17 protein-coding genes are annotated in these 15,136 nt (G+C 55.6%); 8 read left to right on the top strand and 9 right to left on the bottom strand.

The genetic code is table 11. From position 1 onward, the window contains the following. Positions 1-307 precede the first annotated feature (307 nt). From FBAL_RS10645 to FBAL_RS10625, 5 genes are read left to right on the top strand one after another with little or no spacing between them, the layout of a single operon-like run. A complete protein-coding gene (locus FBAL_RS10645; protein WP_013345603.1) occupies positions 308-1,165 on the top strand; it encodes a hypothetical protein in 858 nt (285 codons plus the stop codon). Positions 1,166-1,178: 13 nt separating this feature from the next. Further along, positions 1,179-1,427: a hypothetical protein gene (locus FBAL_RS10640; RefSeq protein WP_148226738.1), complete on the top strand. Its 249-nt coding sequence runs from the start codon at positions 1,179-1,181 to the stop codon at positions 1,425-1,427. A 10-nt stretch (positions 1,428-1,437) separates the two neighbouring features. Beyond that, entirely contained in the window at positions 1,438-1,902 is a 465-nt protein-coding gene (locus tag FBAL_RS10635) for an RDD family protein (RefSeq protein ID WP_013345601.1), read from the top strand. Further along, on the top strand, positions 1,902-2,315 hold the full coding sequence (locus FBAL_RS10630) for a hypothetical protein (RefSeq protein WP_013345600.1): 414 nt from the start codon (positions 1,902-1,904) through the stop codon (positions 2,313-2,315). The genes FBAL_RS10635 and FBAL_RS10630 overlap by 1 nt, the downstream gene beginning before the upstream one ends. Positions 2,316-2,353: 38 nt before the next feature. Then, entirely contained in the window at positions 2,354-2,752 is a 399-nt protein-coding gene (locus FBAL_RS10625) for a PDDEXK-like family protein (protein WP_013345599.1), read from the top strand. Between the two features lie 61 nt (positions 2,753-2,813). Here the strand turns inward: FBAL_RS10625 and FBAL_RS10620 are convergent, their stop codons facing one another. The 8 genes from FBAL_RS10620 to FBAL_RS10585 all read right to left on the bottom strand — a co-directional run bounded on the left by FBAL_RS10620 (position 2,814) and on the right by FBAL_RS10585 (position 11,584). Beyond that, positions 2,814-3,797 carry a hypothetical protein gene (locus tag FBAL_RS10620; protein ID WP_013345598.1) on the bottom strand — a complete coding sequence of 328 codons (984 nt, stop codon included), beginning with the start codon at positions 3,795-3,797 and terminating at the stop codon, positions 2,814-2,816. 404 nt (positions 3,798-4,201) lie between these two features. Beyond that, positions 4,202-6,184 carry a hypothetical protein gene (locus tag FBAL_RS10615; protein ID WP_013345597.1) on the bottom strand — a complete coding sequence of 661 codons (1,983 nt, stop codon included), beginning with the start codon at positions 6,182-6,184 and terminating at the stop codon, positions 4,202-4,204. Further along, the gene (locus FBAL_RS10610) at positions 6,181-6,801 is read right to left on the bottom strand and encodes a hypothetical protein (protein WP_013345596.1); all 621 of its coding nucleotides are present in this window, start codon (positions 6,799-6,801) and stop codon (positions 6,181-6,183) included. The genes FBAL_RS10615 and FBAL_RS10610 overlap by 4 nt, the downstream gene beginning before the upstream one ends. Continuing rightward, a complete protein-coding gene (locus tag FBAL_RS10605; RefSeq protein WP_216086786.1) occupies positions 6,798-8,258 on the bottom strand; it encodes a VPA1262 family N-terminal domain-containing protein in 1,461 nt (486 codons plus the stop codon). Before FBAL_RS10605 ends, FBAL_RS10610 begins: the two co-directional genes overlap by 4 nt. A 613-nt stretch (positions 8,259-8,871) precedes the next feature. Beyond that, a complete protein-coding gene (locus tag FBAL_RS10600; protein ID WP_013345594.1) occupies positions 8,872-9,960 on the bottom strand; it encodes a 5-(carboxyamino)imidazole ribonucleotide synthase in 1,089 nt (362 codons plus the stop codon). After that, positions 9,957-10,442, bottom strand: a complete 486-nt coding sequence (purE, locus tag FBAL_RS10595; RefSeq protein ID WP_013345593.1) for a 5-(carboxyamino)imidazole ribonucleotide mutase — start codon at positions 10,440-10,442, stop codon at positions 9,957-9,959. The genes FBAL_RS10600 and purE overlap by 4 nt, the downstream gene beginning before the upstream one ends. A 14-nt stretch (positions 10,443-10,456) precedes the next feature. Next, positions 10,457-11,389: a sodium-dependent bicarbonate transport family permease gene (locus FBAL_RS10590; protein ID WP_013345592.1), complete on the bottom strand. Its 933-nt coding sequence runs from the start codon at positions 11,387-11,389 to the stop codon at positions 10,457-10,459. A gap of 3 nt (positions 11,390-11,392) precedes the next feature. Next, the gene (locus tag FBAL_RS10585; protein WP_013345591.1) at positions 11,393-11,584 is read right to left on the bottom strand and encodes a hypothetical protein; all 192 of its coding nucleotides are present in this window, start codon (positions 11,582-11,584) and stop codon (positions 11,393-11,395) included. Positions 11,585-11,770: 186 nt separating this feature from the next. On the opposite strand from FBAL_RS10585, the gene FBAL_RS10580 reads away from it, so the two are divergent. Together FBAL_RS10580 and FBAL_RS10575 are read left to right on the top strand one after the other, a co-directional pair. Further along, the gene (locus FBAL_RS10580; RefSeq protein ID WP_013345590.1) at positions 11,771-12,676 is read left to right on the top strand and encodes a LysR family transcriptional regulator; all 906 of its coding nucleotides are present in this window, start codon (positions 11,771-11,773) and stop codon (positions 12,674-12,676) included. Between the two features lie 201 nt (positions 12,677-12,877). Further along, positions 12,878-13,168, top strand: coding sequence for a DUF3144 domain-containing protein (locus FBAL_RS10575; protein ID WP_013345589.1), 291 nt, complete (start codon positions 12,878-12,880; stop codon positions 13,166-13,168). Positions 13,169-13,264: 96 nt separating this feature from the next. Here FBAL_RS10575 and FBAL_RS10570 read toward each other — a convergent pair whose 3' ends face one another. Beyond that, entirely contained in the window at positions 13,265-13,492 is a 228-nt protein-coding gene (locus tag FBAL_RS10570; protein ID WP_013345588.1) for a hypothetical protein, read from the bottom strand. 607 nt (positions 13,493-14,099) lie between these two features. Here FBAL_RS10570 and FBAL_RS10565 point away from each other — a divergent pair. Next, entirely contained in the window at positions 14,100-15,116 is a 1,017-nt protein-coding gene (locus FBAL_RS10565) for a helix-turn-helix domain-containing protein (RefSeq protein WP_216086785.1), read from the top strand. The last annotated feature ends 20 nt before the right edge of the window (positions 15,117-15,136 follow it).

The raw sequence follows: 15,136 nt of genomic DNA, 5'->3' as shown, positions 1-15,136 counted from the left end.
TGTCCTGAAGTGTCCTGAATCATCCGTATCGCTCATCTGTCCGCTGATGGAATGTCGGTAATAGAGCGAGAACCGTGCCAAAGATGTCATTTGAGGCTAAGTGATTGGTTAGTATGAAAATTTGTGATTGTTATCGTCGTTGTGACTCCTGTCCGCTGTGTCCGAAGTGTCCGCGCCGGACACTTTTGGGTATTCAGGCACTTATGCCGCCGAGCTGAACCGAGGTTGATTGACGCTAAGTCCCCGTTCGCCTTTGATTTTTCTTACTGATACTCTGAGGGAGTTAGTGCAATCACCGGAACCCGAAATGGCAAAATCCCTCTCCACCACGGCGCTGGCTAAGCGCCTCGAGCTGCCCACCAAAACCCTGTTTGAACGCCTTGCCAGAGCGGGCTTTCTGGTGCGGGAAGCGGAACGTTGGTGCCTGACGGAGCAGGGACGTCTGGCCGGCGGCCGCAATCAGCACAGCGACAAGTTTGGTGAGTACGTGGTGTGGCCGGAAACCCTGAAAGTGCCCAGCCCGGAGGGGTTGCTCAGCGTCTCCAAGTTTTCTGAGTCCACCGGGCTGGGCCGGGAAAGCTTGTTGGGGTTATTGCATGAAATCGGCTATCTGGCCCCCGCGCCCAAGGGCTGGCGGGTAACCGAAAGCGGCGCCGCTGCGGGCGGGGTGCAGCAGGCGGACCGGCGCAACGGCGCGCCCTACAGCTTATGGCCGGCAGCGCTGGAGACCGACCCGCTGTTTAAGCGGGCATTGGCCCAGGCGTTGGGCAAAGACGCGGATAAGGAGTCTACCCACGGCTCCATCGCCAGCTTCCGCGCCAAGTTTGACGCCAAGTACCGCACCCTGGACGGGCACTACGTTCGCTCGGTCGCGGAGCTGACCATCGACAACTGGCTCTATCTGGCGGGGCTGGTTCACGCCTATGAGCGTCCGGTGCGGGAAACCCTTGGCCAACAAGACGAAACCTTCTGCAGTTTCTTCCTTCCGCGTGGAGCCATCTACATTGATTATGTGGAGGGACTGGACGCGGACACCCTGGCTGCACGTCAGAGCCGCTACCGTCAGCTGGGGTTAAAGCTGATTCAGCTGCACCTGGCAGATCTGGACAACCTCGACGAGGTGTTGCCGCGTCGCCTGCTGGCGTTTGGCATTGAGGTGTACTGAGATGGGAGCAACCATGAATCGGTGGGGCAGAGCGATGATGCTGGGCGCGAGCGTCGGTATTCTATTGGCATGTGGCTTGGCCCTGCTGATGGCGCTGTGGGACTGGTGGGAGAATCCGGGCGGGATATTCCGTTCCGACCGGGGCACCCAGTGGCACTTTGTCTGGGACACCTTTATCAGCTGGTTTGCGCCCACCACCCTGAGTTTCGGACTGACCGGCGCGGGCGTCATGATGGCGCGCCAGTGGTGGCGACAATACTGAGGAGCCTGCAATGGTGGAAGAGGAACTGGAGTACGGTGGATTCTGGATTCGGGTTGGTGCAGCCCTGATCGACAGCGTTCTGCTGGCGATGGTCATCGCCCCCATACTGACGCTGCTTTATGGCAAGGAGTACTGGCTGGACCAAACCCAGATATGGGGCACCTGGGACCTGCTGCTGAACTACCTGTTGCCCGCCATCGCGGTGATCCTGTTCTGGATGGCCAAGTCCGCCACGCCGGGCAAGATGGTGCTCAAGCTCACCATTGTCGACGCCAAAACCGGCGGCAAGCCCAGCACCGGCCAGTTGGTGGTGCGTTACCTCGGCTACTACGTCAGTACCATTCCGCTGTTGCTGGGCCTGTTTTGGGTCGGCATCGACAAGCGCAAACAGGGCTGGCACGACAAATTGGCAGGCACCGTGGTGCTGCGCCAGCATCGTAAGCAGGCGGTGGAATTTGAACAGGAGGCCCCCTGATGAGACGGTTCTGGCTGTGGATGTTGCCGCTGACCCTGATGTTTGGATTGGGCGCGGCGGAGCACCCTGTACAAACCCTCAGCCTGGAAGGGGATGGCTGGGTCACTACCGAGGGTCGGCTCAATGGCTACGACGTGATGGAGTATCGGGTCAGCCTGGAGCAGGGCCAGCAGTGGGCGGTGTCGCTGCGCAGTGATAACCGCTTCCAGTACTTCAACATCACCGGTCCCAATCAGGACACCGCGCTGTTTATTGGGTCCACCTCCGGCACCGAGTACGCCGGCACCGCGCAGATGGCCGGGGAGTACCGCATCCTGACCTACCTGATGCGCAACGCCGCCCGCCGTGACGAGGTGGGGCGTTATACGCTGGAAATCCTGCTGCAACAGGGCCCGGATCTGCCGGACCCCTGAGTCCTGACCTCTGAGCCCCGAGACAGAGAGGAGCCACCATGCCACGCCGCATGACCTACACCGCCGAAGGCACCCACCAGACACTGAAGAACACCGCTTATGAAAGCATGGTGGTCAGCTGGCTGATGCAGGACGGCTGGCAGGTGTTTATCCCCATTCTCGATAATGGCCACCAGACCGACATCCTGATCTCCGACGGCCCCAACTTTCACCGGATCCAGGTGAAAACCCTCGAACCCGGCAGCGAAGAGCATCCCATCACCAATCGCTGGCAGGACAGCCACGTAAACGTGGTGGTCGCGTTTGCCCGCAACTCCAACTGGGGTTATGTGATGCCGGCATTCAGTGAACCGAAGAGGGCGCTCAACAGTCCGGGCCACATCAAGTTCGACCAGACCAAAAACGACTTCCTGCGCGCCTTCCACCTGCTGGACTAATCCCTGAATACAACAACGCCCGCCCGATGTTTGCACCGGGCGGGCGTTTTTACACGGCCAATCAGTGAATAAAGCGTTCTTTACCGAGGTAGTCTTCGGTTTCGTACTTCTTGATCAGGTCGTCGAGATTCACCTCCTGGTTGCTGAGCAGCTTGTGGGTCAGGGCGCTCAGCTTGATCAGGATGTCCTTGCACTCGATGCGGGCGGTCTGCACCTCAACGGAGGTACGGCGCAGGATCTGGGCAAACAAACGGTAGGGATCTTTCAGCAGGTGGCCGGTGAAGTTGACGGCGGCCCGGTTCAGGGCGGCGGCATCGCGTTCATTGGTCTCCAGCATGGTTTTGTAGGCTTCTTCCATCTCTTTGGGCACAAAGCTTTCCACCCAGGTCCAGTAGCTCTTATCGAGCAGAATCGACAGCATGGCGCGGATGTAATCCTCCCGCTCCAGCAACAGGCCAACCATCTCCTCCTGGGACTTGTTGTGGTTCTCGTCCGCCAGAACAATCGGGTAATACTCTTTGTACACGGCGTGGAACTCACGCAGCAGTTGGCTCCAGCCGGAGTTGAGCTTGTTGTAGAGCTCGCCCACCTGCTGAATGTCCTGCTTGAGGTCGTACATAAACTTGTCGCCGCTGTGCAGAGAGTCCAGCACCGGCAACAGGGAGTAACGGCGCTTCTGGATTGACTCGTAGAAGCGGTCCACCTCCTGATAGAAGTTGCCAAGGCGCTCGGAGCTGACGTCGATAAACTCCGGGTGGTGGCGCAGGTACTCACCTAGACGGTCACCACTGCGGTTGTCGATGGGGCGTTCGAAGGTCTGGGCGGAGGCGATCAAATCACTGAAGCTGTTTTCGAACTCGTACAGGATGCTCTGCACTTTGCTTAACGAGGAGGCACGGGCCTGATCGCTGATGCCGCGCTCGCGACTTTTCTTCGCCTGTCGGCGGCTTTCGATAAACCAGGAGAGCATGGCACCAATAATGGTGGCACTGGTGGCAATGTCGATGCCCAGCTGCACTTCCTGTGTGAATAACGCGTCAATCATCCCGTTTCCTTAACCAATTGTTTCGATGGCTGCCGACCCTCGCCGGCGAGTAAGCCGGGGTTGATTATGTCCAGACAACAATCTGGAAACAAGTGAGCTATATCGGGTTTTCTCAATGAGTTAGCGAAGGATCGGCGTGGCGGGTTATGGATGGTTTGGCGGGCCTGGTGTGGGTGAGCAATAAAGCATCATACCCGACGGCAAGAGCCCAATGGCTCCTGCTGCCTGTAGATTCAATTGCTCTGACCCCTTGAACTCTTCCCCTTTCAGCCATCGAAGTCGCCCTTCTCGGAATCTGCTTCCAGACAATTGCTGCAATTTATATCGCAGGCTCACGGCTGTAGAAGTTTGGCGCCACGTTTATCTAACGTCGTTCAATATAAACATGTATCACTCGTCAGATGTTATATTAGTGCGCTAAGCTTTTTTAGTTGAGCCTCATCAATAGGGTACTTTCTCGGATGGTATTCATTCAGAGTCCTGATCGACTGCACGATACTGGACACATCAATTGATGATGAATTGAGTGCAGCTTTCAACCTTAAATCTGGAGCATTGAGCAAGAGGGATTGCAAAATAGTGACCATTTTTATTACATCACCATTTGCTTCGATAAGAATTTCAGAGACTGTAGGGTTGTCGTCGGCTTTGAAAACCTGAAAATTACTTGATGAACTCTCATCGCTAGAAGTGGGCTCCCAAATCATTCTTCTGATAGTCAAATGTTGAGCAACTACAAGCCATTTCTCATGATTTAATGTGCTATCGATTTCCCGCATTTCGCTAGCTGCGAAATTGAGAGATTTGAATAGGCTAACAAGAGATCTAGCTTCAGGCGAATTACTGTCATAACTACGGGCTGAACTTTGGTCAAAGATTGCCAGACCGATGTTGAAGAGCAAGAGCAACAGACGCCCAGCCTCATAGCGAGAACTGTATTCGTCTTCGACTGAGTCCGAATCGCCGAATTCCACAATTTCACGTAAGACGATAGCGTCATTCCACAGGTGGATCCACGCCTCAACAGGAATGGTGGATTGTGCAATTGGATAGGCCAGTAAGTTTGCAGCGATACCCGGAATTTCTTTATTTAGGGTGGTTATAAGGCTGGCGTGCTCGCGTAAAGACTGTCCTCTATCTCCTATCCAGTCTTCAGGTGAAAGACGCCATTCACTTCCAAAACCTTCCCAAGCAGGTACCTGGATATGCCCGTTATAGGCAAAAGAGGCCAACGCGCAGCGGTAACACCAAGCCTCCCATAAAGGCGCGTCATCAGGAACTGACTGAGGTAGCACGCGATTCCCTAGCTTTCTGCCGATAGCATCGACCAAGGCATTATCGGCAAACGCCGAAGACTTCACATCGGCGATTTCCTTTTCGCTCTGCCCCAATATTTTCCGAATCAACCATGATGCCCACCGAGAGAATATAGCTGCGGCATCCTTCCGTTCAGCAACTGTGCCAACAATGAGTTCAGCAGTGTTGGTTATTTCCTGTTCTATTTCATCATGGTCAACAGTTGTGACGTCCAAGTATTGAAAGCTTGATCTTACTTGTAGCAATTGGTTACGAGCATCAACCAATAGCAATGGCACAAGGACAGAACCATTCCACTTACCATCATGTTCAAAAGCAACTGGTGCTGCGGCAATCATTCGTTTCCACTCAGAGAATCGTGGAGAGAATTCACCTATGCCTGCCACGAATAACAACGCGTTAACTAAATAAGGGTTGTCAGATTTGGATATTGTGCGAATGAACTCGTCTGGCTCCAACTTATAGAAAACCTGGAATAGCGGAAGCTCTTCTTGGTAGTTCATGAAACCATGCCAACCGCGCAAGTCCCACCATATTTCTTCCAGCTTGCCTTGTCGTTTGCCCCAACCGTTCCAGGCACCTATCCGCTCAGCGTTGGTGCGCTCTGACTCGGATTGAAGCGAGAAACTCTCAAGTCCAGAAAAAGCCTCCTTAGCGAGATTGGCATAAGCATCACATGCTGAGGGATGAACTTCGGCATACGCTATCATGGCTTCACTCAACCAATTCTCAAGTTCCCATGAGTTGTATTTGAATGCGTTGACTTTGCCCCAGGTTCGCAACGAGGGCATGTTTGCTAATGCTGCGGCGCAAGCGAGCGTCATCAGCAAAGTATGGCTATCAACAGTTGACGACTCGAACTCGTCGGCAACAGGGGCCAACTGCTGTTCCAACTCAGAAATATCGCCACTTTTTTCCACTATCCAGATTACGACGTCATTGAAAGTTTTGTGCTGGTCGTGAGGAAATAAATTCAAGAGATTGAGGAAATCTCGCGCCGTCTTGAAAGAGGTATCTTCACCGGTTTCCCGAGTTTCGGCGTGACGCTCTATTGGCCATTGTTCCGTCATTTTCGTTCTCCTGCGTTCCAGATCTCCTCAAAGAAACTGATAGCACCGTGATCCGATGCCCGCCAGCCTCGGCTGGCTGCACTGACTTTAGAATGAAACCCGCCCACTGTTCCCCCAAAATGCCAAAGTTCGTCATCAATGATGGCAAAGCGGTCGTGGACAAAATCGCAATCCCGTGTGAGATGCTTTCTGATCTCAATGCGGCACGCCTTCTCACGCCTTACCGATTGGTTAGTAATTGCCTGCGCATGTTGTTGAAATTTCTTCAGGTCATTTTCATCGACTTCTTGATGCTGTTTCGTCAGCAGGCGAACATCGCTTGCTGCAAACCATAACGGCAACCAAGATAGGATTTGTTCGATTCGCTTTGTCGGTTTTCCGCTATCAGGTATCAACAAATATTCGTCGACAATCCAGACTCTCTCCTGGGCCTCTGACACTGCTTTGCCAAATTTTTGCAAGGGAACAGGATCAGCAGAATACTTCCGCTCATAGGCAGCCGCGGATGTCGGGAAGCAAGCCTGCCCGCCCCCCTCGCTGCCCCAGAGAATTTCTTTATTGGGAAATGGACGCTCTGTCTTTGGGGCAATCGGGATATTTGGAGTTAACCCTTTCATGACCCGGCGTCCTTATCCTTAGTTTGATGTTTCTCATAGTCGACAAAGGATATTGCCTGTTTCAGCATATCTTCAAGCTGGTCAATGATCTCATCCGGATTGGGAAGTTTAACGATTAGGGATGCCTTGTCGCCCAAAGTGTTCAGCGAGTTGCCAAGGAACCAGACGGTATCATCTATTACAAGGAAGCGGTCGTGCAGGATGGATGACTGGAGCACGTATGCCTTGGCAGTTACCTTGGCGTCCTTTTCCAGTTGGGTGAGTCGCTGGCTAAAGTCATCGGTCTTCGAGAGCCCTTGCCCCTTAGACTTAAATGCGAGGGCTGAGCTCAGCAGGGTCACTGAAATGGTTTCTGGATTAACGGCGTACAGAAATTGTCCTAATTGCAATCCGGCAAGATAAGGGTCAGCAATCATCACTCTATTCTTGGCGCGCCTCAGTTCACTCTGAATAAAGCGAATAGCCTCTTCACGGGATCCGTCAGGGAACCAGCGCTGGCCGTATTGCTTCGCGTTTGCGATCTTTTCGCGGCGTGCAGCCGCATTGGCTATGCGGGCGTTGACATTCGGTATACGCGGCCCATCTCCCATGAGGTGCTGCGAGGCAAGTGTTGAACGTTGAGCCGCAAGATATTCCATGCGCGGGGAATTGGCTGATTCGCCAGTAGGGACGCTGACCTTCTTGCTTTCCTCTGGACCGATATGCATCGAAAAGTTCATTTGGCGTAGGAATGAAGACGGTGGGCTATAGGCCAAAACGCCATGTTGCTGGTGAGCCACAACATAGCCATAAGTGCCTATGCAGTCGCCTTTATCAATATCCAAAATGCCATTGGCGGGAATTTCCTGCGTGTTGAAGTCTGTAAGTAGGTGGCCTTGTTCGTCGAAGGTGGTGATCTTCAGGCCAGCCAACGATTCCCCTGCACGAGGAACAAAACGATAGAAAATACGTTCGCCCCTATCAGCAGAGGCTGGAATCATAAAGTTATCAATTTGTTTTAGCACAGGATCTGGCGCGACTAATGTAATGCTTCCGAGGTACTCCCTATAAAGCCTAAGATCAACATGCAATCGTCTTGCAACAAAGTCTACGGCTTTATTATCAGCTAGCATCAAGTCGAAGCCATCCTGACTACCGAAACGGCGATGGATGCGGGCGGGGGAATTACCAATGAAGGGCGCCGGATGGTTTCGTCCAGAAAGATGTGCAAACATCCCTTCCCCAACCGGCAGGCCGAGATACGGCCAGGATGGGTCATCGATCAGCTTTGAGATTTCTATCTTGACCCCATCGTATTGGCTATTGCGTTCCTCATGTCGGGAGGGAATCGGGGATTTATCATCGCCACTGCCAAGAGCGCGATACCAGTCAATAGCTTCTTGCACACTCAAAAGCACACGGCGAAAAAAAACAGTTTCGTCGGTTTTTCCGATGGGGCACCGATGCAGTCCTTCCATCGGTGGAGGTAGCGGTCTACCGCGAGGGAGCAAGGACACGGTGGCGAAAAGCAAGTGACCCGCATAATTGCGTTTTTTTTGCAGGGTCGCCAGCCGTATGACAGCACCCGAATAAAATTCTGTGTTTAACACTAAATACCCTTCGTATTGGCAATGCTCTTGCCACCTCAAATTACTGGAAATCCGCCAATCCAGTTAACAGTGTATTTATTGCGCCTGCAGGCACCTTTGCAGGCGCAATAACTCCGGCGAAAGTTCGCCAAACGTACCAAGCGATCCCAATTCAATCAATCTCTTAGATGTCGTTTTCGACTGTCCTTTGGGCGAAACAGAGAATCCATCCAGTGAAAGTGCGCCAACTGTGTGACTAACTGGCTCTGCCGCCGCTGCGGCCATTGGCCGACTAGCGGCACTATGACGATTTATTCCACAGAGTTGGGGCTCGGTGGGGGAAGGGGTACTGGTGAGTATGAAACGTTGTCTCGGCAGCGCCCTGACCTGAGGACTTGGAGCGGGCTCTGCATGGCTATCCGGTATGACGCTTTATAGCTTGTCTGCACGTGGCAAAGGCGGGAAAGGGTGGCCGCACCCGGTTGGGTGCGGCCAGAATGGCTCAGGGGTAGAGGATGGCCACCAACTCCGACACCTGGCGAGAAAGCTGTTGCGGGTCGGCGTGGGTGAGGTTGAGGTGACCCACTTTGCGGCCCGGGCGTACTGATTTGTTGTACCAGTGCAGCTTGGCGTCAGGACAGATCACCGGGTTGGGCGGCTCAACGCCCAGCAGGTTGACCATGGCAGCCGGCAGAGGCGCATCGGTTGGGCCCAGCGGCAATCCGGCGATGGCACGGACGTGGTTCTCAAACTGGCAGGTGAGGGCGCCACTCTGAGTCCAATGACCGCTGTTGTGTACCCGCGGTGCCAGCTCATTGATCTTGAACTCACCGTTCACCAGGAACAGCTCCAGGGTCAGCACGCCAACGTAGTTCATCGCGCTCAGCAAGCGCTGAGCCATCGCTTCCGCTTTCTGCTGCAACCCGTCGGCCAGGGCCGGAGCCGGGGCCAGGGAGTGCTGAAGAATGCCTGCGGTGTGGTGGTTTTCGGTCAGCGGGTAACAGCGTACCTTGCCGTCACGGCCACGCACCGCCACCAGCGAAAGCTCCCGTTCAAACGCCACACCGCCTTCAGCGATGCAGGCGACGCCTTCCGGCAGCGTCGGCAGCGCATCGTCTGGGCCATTAATGCGCCACTGGTTGTAGCCGTCATAGCCGTCTTCGCAGCTTTTGATGAACAGCGGCCAGCCCAGTTCATGGCCCAGGGCCAGCAGGTCAGTCTGGGGAGTGACCGGCTGCCACGGTGCCGTGGCGATGCCCTGGTCATTGATAAACTGCTTCTCCCGGGCCCGGTGTTGGCAGATGGAGACCGCCTCAGGCTGCGGGAACACCGGCGCAAAGGGCTGCAGAGAGGCCAGCAACGCCACTTCCACCTGCTCACGCTCGGTGGTGATGACGTCGGGCTCACCCAATCCCTGGTAGATGGACTCGGCGCTGTCTCCCTCCTGGAGGCGGTGGATGGTGCCAAGCCCCATCACCGGTGACGGATCTTCCTGGGGACCGGCCAGGAAGCTGAACTGCACTCCCCGGGGCCAGCCCGCCAGGGCCAGCATCCGTGCCAGCTGGCCGCAGCCGATGATGCCAATTTTCATTTTACGACCTCTTCCGCCACGGATTCGGTCTGACTGCGACGCCAGTCGATCAGGCGTTCGGTCAGCTCGGCATCACCCAGCGCCAGCATCTGCGCGGCAATCAGGCCCGCGTTGTAGGCACCGGCACCGCCGATGGCCTGACAGGCCACTGCAACACCGCGGGGCATCTGAACCATCGACAGCAGGCTGTCCATCCCTTTCAGGTTGCGGCTGGAGACCGGTACGGCGACCACCGGCAGGTGGGTCATGGCCGCGGCCATGCCCGCCAGGTGCGCAGAGCCACCGGCACCGGCGATGATCACCTGAATGCCACGCTCATGGGCGTCGTTGCAGAACTGGTAAAGGCGATCCGGGGTACGGTGTGCGGAGACCACCTTGGTTTCAAACGCCACGCCCAGCGCTTCCAGCGGCTTGGTGGCTTCTTCCATGGTGGCCCAATCGGACTGAGAACCCATGATGATACTGACTTTGGGTTGAGACATGATGACTCCGGAGTTTAGAGAACGAAATGGCTGATCAACGCGCTGTAGAGGGGGATGCCCACCAGCACATTGAAGGGAAACGTGACGCCCAGTGAGGCGGTAATGGCCGGGCCCAGGTCGGCTTTGGGCAGCGCCGCAGACAGGGCGGCAGGGACGGCGATGTAGGAGGCGCTGGCGCCCAGGGTGGCCAGCAGCACCATACCGCCGTGGCTCAGGCCCAGCAGCATCGCCAGAGCGGTACCCAGCACGGCACCAATCAGCGGCATGGCCACGCCGAAGCTGGCCAGGAACGAGGCATTGGCGCCCAGCTCACGCCAGCGCTGGGCGGCTTTCTGGCCCATGGCCAGCAGGAACAGCGCCAGTACGCCGTGGAACAGTTCGCCGAAGAAGGGCATGATGCGTTCAGCGCGCTCGCCGCCCCACCAGCCAATCAGAATGCCACCCAGCAGCAACACCATGCCCTGATTCAGCAGCATCTCTTTGGCGATGGCTTTGCCGTCGGTTTTTTCACCCTTGCGGCTGGCCAGCCACAGGCCAACGGCGATGGCCGGGGCTTCCAGCAGAGCCACAAAGAGCGGGAAGTAGGGTTCGTACTCGATGCCCTGGCTGTCCAGAAACGCCACCGCCACCGCGTAGGTGGCCACGCTGACGGAACCGTAGTGGGCGGCGATGGTGGCGGCGTCGAGGCGGGGCAGGTGGCCGAAGGAGCGCAACAGGGGGAAAGCGATCAACGGCAGGATAAAACCAAACGCCAGCACCGCAGCGGACTTCACCAGCAGCGCGGCGTTGACGTGTTCAGACAGGGCGATACCGCCCTTCAGGCCGATGGCCAACAACAGGAAGATGACCAGCGACTGGTAGAGGCTCTGTGGCAGACTGAGCTCAGCCTTCGCCAACTGGGCGACCGCGCCCAGAATGAAGAAGGCAACAACGATGTCCAGGCCCATGGATTAGCGCTCCATCGAAGCGGTTTGGGCAGCGGTTTGGGCTTGTGAGCGCGGGCGCAGTACCAGGCTGGTGCCCATCAGCACGGCGCCGGTGATGGCGAGACTCCAGTCACTGATGTGGGCGGTGGCGAGGGCGCCTCCCATCAGCATCAGGCTCATGGCGATGGTCAGTTCGAAAGCGAGGCGACGCGGCATAGTTCTGTCCTTTGTTGCGTTTTTTACCGCTGCGAAGTGTGATGGATATCTCTTATAGATGGAAATCGAAAAATAATTTTATTTATATAGATAAAAGTCTATAGTCTGCCATTAAGTACCTGATTTATTGATGTTGTGCATCTTGTCGCCAGAGAATATGGCGGGCACAACCGTTAGGAGAGCGGAATGAGCGGCCGTGCCACATTAAGACAGATGGAGATTCTGTTGGCCCTTCGGGATGCCGGTTCCGTCAGTGCAGCGGCAGAACGACTGCACCTGACCCAACCGACGGTATCGATGCAGTTGAAGAAGCTCAGCGAGACGCTGGAAGCGGACCTCTATCACCAGGTAGGCCGCCGCCTTCAGTTTACCGATGCCGGTGAGCGGGCACTGGAGACCGCCATCGAGGTACTGGCGAGCTTTGAACGGATGGAGATGGATCTGGCGGACCTGAAGGGGTTGAAACGCGGCACCCTACGTTTGGGCGTTGTCACCACAGCCAAATACTTTATTCCGCACTTGCTTGGAGGTTTCTGTGAGCGTTACCCCCAGATTGAGATCGAATTTAAGGTGGGCAACCGACAGCAGGTGATTGATCGCCTGTCTGAAGGCCGTGACGACTTCTATGTGTTCAGCCACCCCCCCAAGGATGCGCCGCTGGCGCTGCACGAATTCCTCGACAACCCACTGGTGGCGATTGCGTCCGCTGATCACCCCTGGGCAAAACGGCGTACGGTGCCGCTGCAGGAGTTTGCCCAAGAACCGTTCCTTATCCGTGAACATGGCTCCGGCACCCGCTATGCGCTGGAGCGCTTTCTGCGTGAACAGAATGCCAAGCTCAATGTGCGTATGACGGTAGAAAGTAATGAAGCGATCCGTCACTCCGTGATGTCCGGCCTGGGCGTGTCAGTGATCTCCACCCATACCCTGGCGTTCGGTGGTGACTCCGGGCTGGCCATATTGCCGGTGGAGGGGATGCCGATTCGTTCGCACTGGTATCTGGCCCACCATAAGGCCAAATCGTTGTCGCCGGTGGCCGCCACCTTCCTCGATTGGATCAGCCAGAAAGACAACCTCCGCATCGAGGCGTAGCCATGCCATCGGACGATGAGCTGGATTCACGCTTCTGCGGCTGAGTGAATCTAAGCTTGGGAAGTGTGAAAGTTCAGCAAGATACTCATTAAATAGGCTATTTACCCGCCTGCCGGTCAATGCTTAAGTTTAACCGGCAGGAACCCACACAGCAGGGCAACAGCAGCCTGCGTTTGTAACCCATTCACAGCAAGGAAGAATATGACCGTGGAAAACACCGACCCCGATTTTTACCACCGGGCTGACGCCCATATCTCTCTGGCCAACAGCCAGGTCAGCAACGAGGTGGGAGCAGGCAAAGTCAGCGCGTCCTTTATGTATGGCATGGCCCGTTATTGCGCGTTTGTTTACGCCGCCAACAGCGACAGCAAACCGGCACTGGAGGCCGACCGCGATAAAGCCATCGAGTATTTTGTTGAGCAGTTCCGCCTCTCCTTTGAGGAGAACTTCGATGACTATGTGGCCAATTACGAGAAATATCTGAATCGGTAGGAGACAGGTGTTGCCCTGAGGAATTCTTGTGGTGGCTCTCTAAGACCCAGAGGTTCTGGGTCTTTCCGCACTTCGATGGGCAGTTTCCGTGCCTTATCAGGCTTGCCTGGCGTCCACTTTCATCTGGCGGAGTGCCGCCTGAAATACGGTTTCATTGCGGTGGTGCACCGGCGTACCGATGGACTTCAATGCCGCATGGTAAGTCGCTTTGGCGATCCGGTGGTCGGTCTTTAGCGCAGGCAGTTCCTCATCGAGCAAAATTTTGTTGTGCAGATACCATCCACACAGGACAAAAAGTGCAACGAAGTAGTTTACCCAAAACACCTAAACTCCCTCCCGATGACTCGAACGGGCAGACAAAATGTCGTTCGTTGATTTCCTATAATGGCTGGCTTTTTCCATCAAATATTTATTCCGGTTCTTTTTTCCCTTCAGAGAGCAGAGCAGGTATAAAAACAGGAACAGGAAAATCACACTTGCCAACAGTTTCATTTACAAATAAATCCTCTGTAACAACCAATCGACCAATATAGTCAGTCTGAAAATTTATTCAATGGGTTTGTTTTTTAATTAAAATAACTGGCGCATCAATGTGACAGTGCCGCGAATTACATTCGGCCAATCCTCTCAAATACACAAAATAAATATGGAAAGCGGCGTTTTCGCTTGAATTAATTTTTTCAGGAGTTTTGTCTGTTTTTTTAGTTGGCTTTCTGCACCTCCGCCTTATGGGGCGTTAAGCGACCACATGGTCTCAGCGGGGTGCATTTGAGCCGTGGCAGCACCAGAGTGACGCAGAGGTTCACTGAGTGCGCATCACCGCCGGGCGTGGGTTAAACCCGCTGATAAGCCTTGCCTTCGCTGCCGATCCCTCTATCTTCTGAGGCGGTATTCTGTCTCTTTCACGCGGGTTGTTATGCCGTCAGGCCCATTGGTACCCCTTATCAAAACCGCACATGCGGAGACCCTGGTCGGGCTGTTAAAGCAGTTCGAAACCGACATCTATCCGCTGTTGCGGGCGGCCGGCCTGCCCGAAGATCTGTTGAATGCCTCACACGAGTATCTGCCGGAAACGCCCGTCAAGCACCTGCTGGCGCTGATGGCGGAGCGGGCCGAGCCCCGTTATTTCGGCGAATTGCTTCGCACCACACTCCGAGAGCGGGTTCTGCCGCCCCTTATGCGTCAGCTGGATAATCCCGTTACCCTCGGCGGGGCGATCATCCAGCTCAGCACCGCGCTCCGTCATGAATCCTCGACCGTACAGGTAGACCTGCAGTACTTCAATCGTGTGCCCTGGCTCTGCCGCTACAAGGCCGGTGAACACAACGAGGGTTATCGCTGGGCGGAGATCTTCTCCGTGCTGTTTCTGATTGAGTTTGTTGGCCTGGCCAGCAAGTCCGAGTGGCAGCCTTCCGGCATTGCGATTCAGTCGGACAGCGGGGATGTGCTGGCGGCCATTCTGGAGGCCCAGCGACCAGCAAATGTGGCGCAGGCTCGGATCTTCGCCAATAGACGGGTCGCGGCGGTGGAACTGTCCGAGGCCCTGTTGAGCCAGCCATTTCACCTACCTGCTCGTTTTAGTGATACCAATCCCTTGGGGGAGCCGGTTGAACACCAGTACCTGGAGACGGTGTACCTGGCCCTGACGCCGTATTTGTCACGGCAAGCGCTTTCCCTTAGTGAGGCGGCAACGATTCTGGATACCAGCCCGCGGACGCTGCAGCGCAAGCTGGCGGAAGCCGGCAGCAGCTTTAACCAGGTGCGGGAGAACATCGTGCTGGCCACCGCCTGTCGGTTGATGGAAGACCCCCGCTACTCGCTGACCGACATCGCTTCGACGTTGGGCTACGCCAACATTGCCCATTTCTCCCGGGCCTTTAAACGGCTGACCGGCTTTCCACCCCGGGAGTACCGCAAGCGTTACCTGTCGGCGCCGGTGCCGGAGTGAAGCCACAGGGCAGGGCGCCG

The organism is Ferrimonas balearica DSM 9799, assembly GCF_000148645.1.
In the GTDB taxonomy this organism is placed as follows: domain Bacteria; phylum Pseudomonadota; class Gammaproteobacteria; order Enterobacterales; family Shewanellaceae; genus Ferrimonas; species Ferrimonas balearica.
Note: the sequence above shows the minus strand (reverse complement) of the source record. Positions and strands in the feature narration are given on the sequence as shown.

Coding starts and splice junctions, on each gene's coding strand:
- FBAL_RS10645 (WP_013345603.1), top strand. CDS start 308: ATGGCAAAATCCCTCTCCACCACGGCGCTGGCTAAGCGCCTCGAGCTG.
- FBAL_RS10640 (WP_148226738.1), top strand. CDS start 1,179: ATGAATCGGTGGGGCAGAGCGATGATGCTGGGCGCGAGCGTCGGTATT.
- FBAL_RS10635 (WP_013345601.1), top strand. CDS start 1,438: ATGGTGGAAGAGGAACTGGAGTACGGTGGATTCTGGATTCGGGTTGGT.
- FBAL_RS10630 (WP_013345600.1), top strand. CDS start 1,902: ATGAGACGGTTCTGGCTGTGGATGTTGCCGCTGACCCTGATGTTTGGA.
- FBAL_RS10625 (WP_013345599.1), top strand. CDS start 2,354: ATGCCACGCCGCATGACCTACACCGCCGAAGGCACCCACCAGACACTG.
- FBAL_RS10620 (WP_013345598.1), bottom strand. CDS start 3,797: ATGATTGACGCGTTATTCACACAGGAAGTGCAGCTGGGCATCGACATT.
- FBAL_RS10615 (WP_013345597.1), bottom strand. CDS start 6,184: ATGACGGAACAATGGCCAATAGAGCGTCACGCCGAAACTCGGGAAACC.
- FBAL_RS10610 (WP_013345596.1), bottom strand. CDS start 6,801: ATGAAAGGGTTAACTCCAAATATCCCGATTGCCCCAAAGACAGAGCGT.
- FBAL_RS10605 (WP_216086786.1), bottom strand. CDS start 8,258: ATGGAAGGACTGCATCGGTGCCCCATCGGAAAAACCGACGAAACTGTT.
- FBAL_RS10600 (WP_013345594.1), bottom strand. CDS start 9,960: ATGAAAATTGGCATCATCGGCTGCGGCCAGCTGGCACGGATGCTGGCC.
- purE (WP_013345593.1), bottom strand. CDS start 10,442: ATGTCTCAACCCAAAGTCAGTATCATCATGGGTTCTCAGTCCGATTGG.
- FBAL_RS10590 (WP_013345592.1), bottom strand. CDS start 11,389: ATGGGCCTGGACATCGTTGTTGCCTTCTTCATTCTGGGCGCGGTCGCC.
- FBAL_RS10585 (WP_013345591.1), bottom strand. CDS start 11,584: ATGCCGCGTCGCCTCGCTTTCGAACTGACCATCGCCATGAGCCTGATG.
- FBAL_RS10580 (WP_013345590.1), top strand. CDS start 11,771: ATGAGCGGCCGTGCCACATTAAGACAGATGGAGATTCTGTTGGCCCTT.
- FBAL_RS10575 (WP_013345589.1), top strand. CDS start 12,878: ATGACCGTGGAAAACACCGACCCCGATTTTTACCACCGGGCTGACGCC.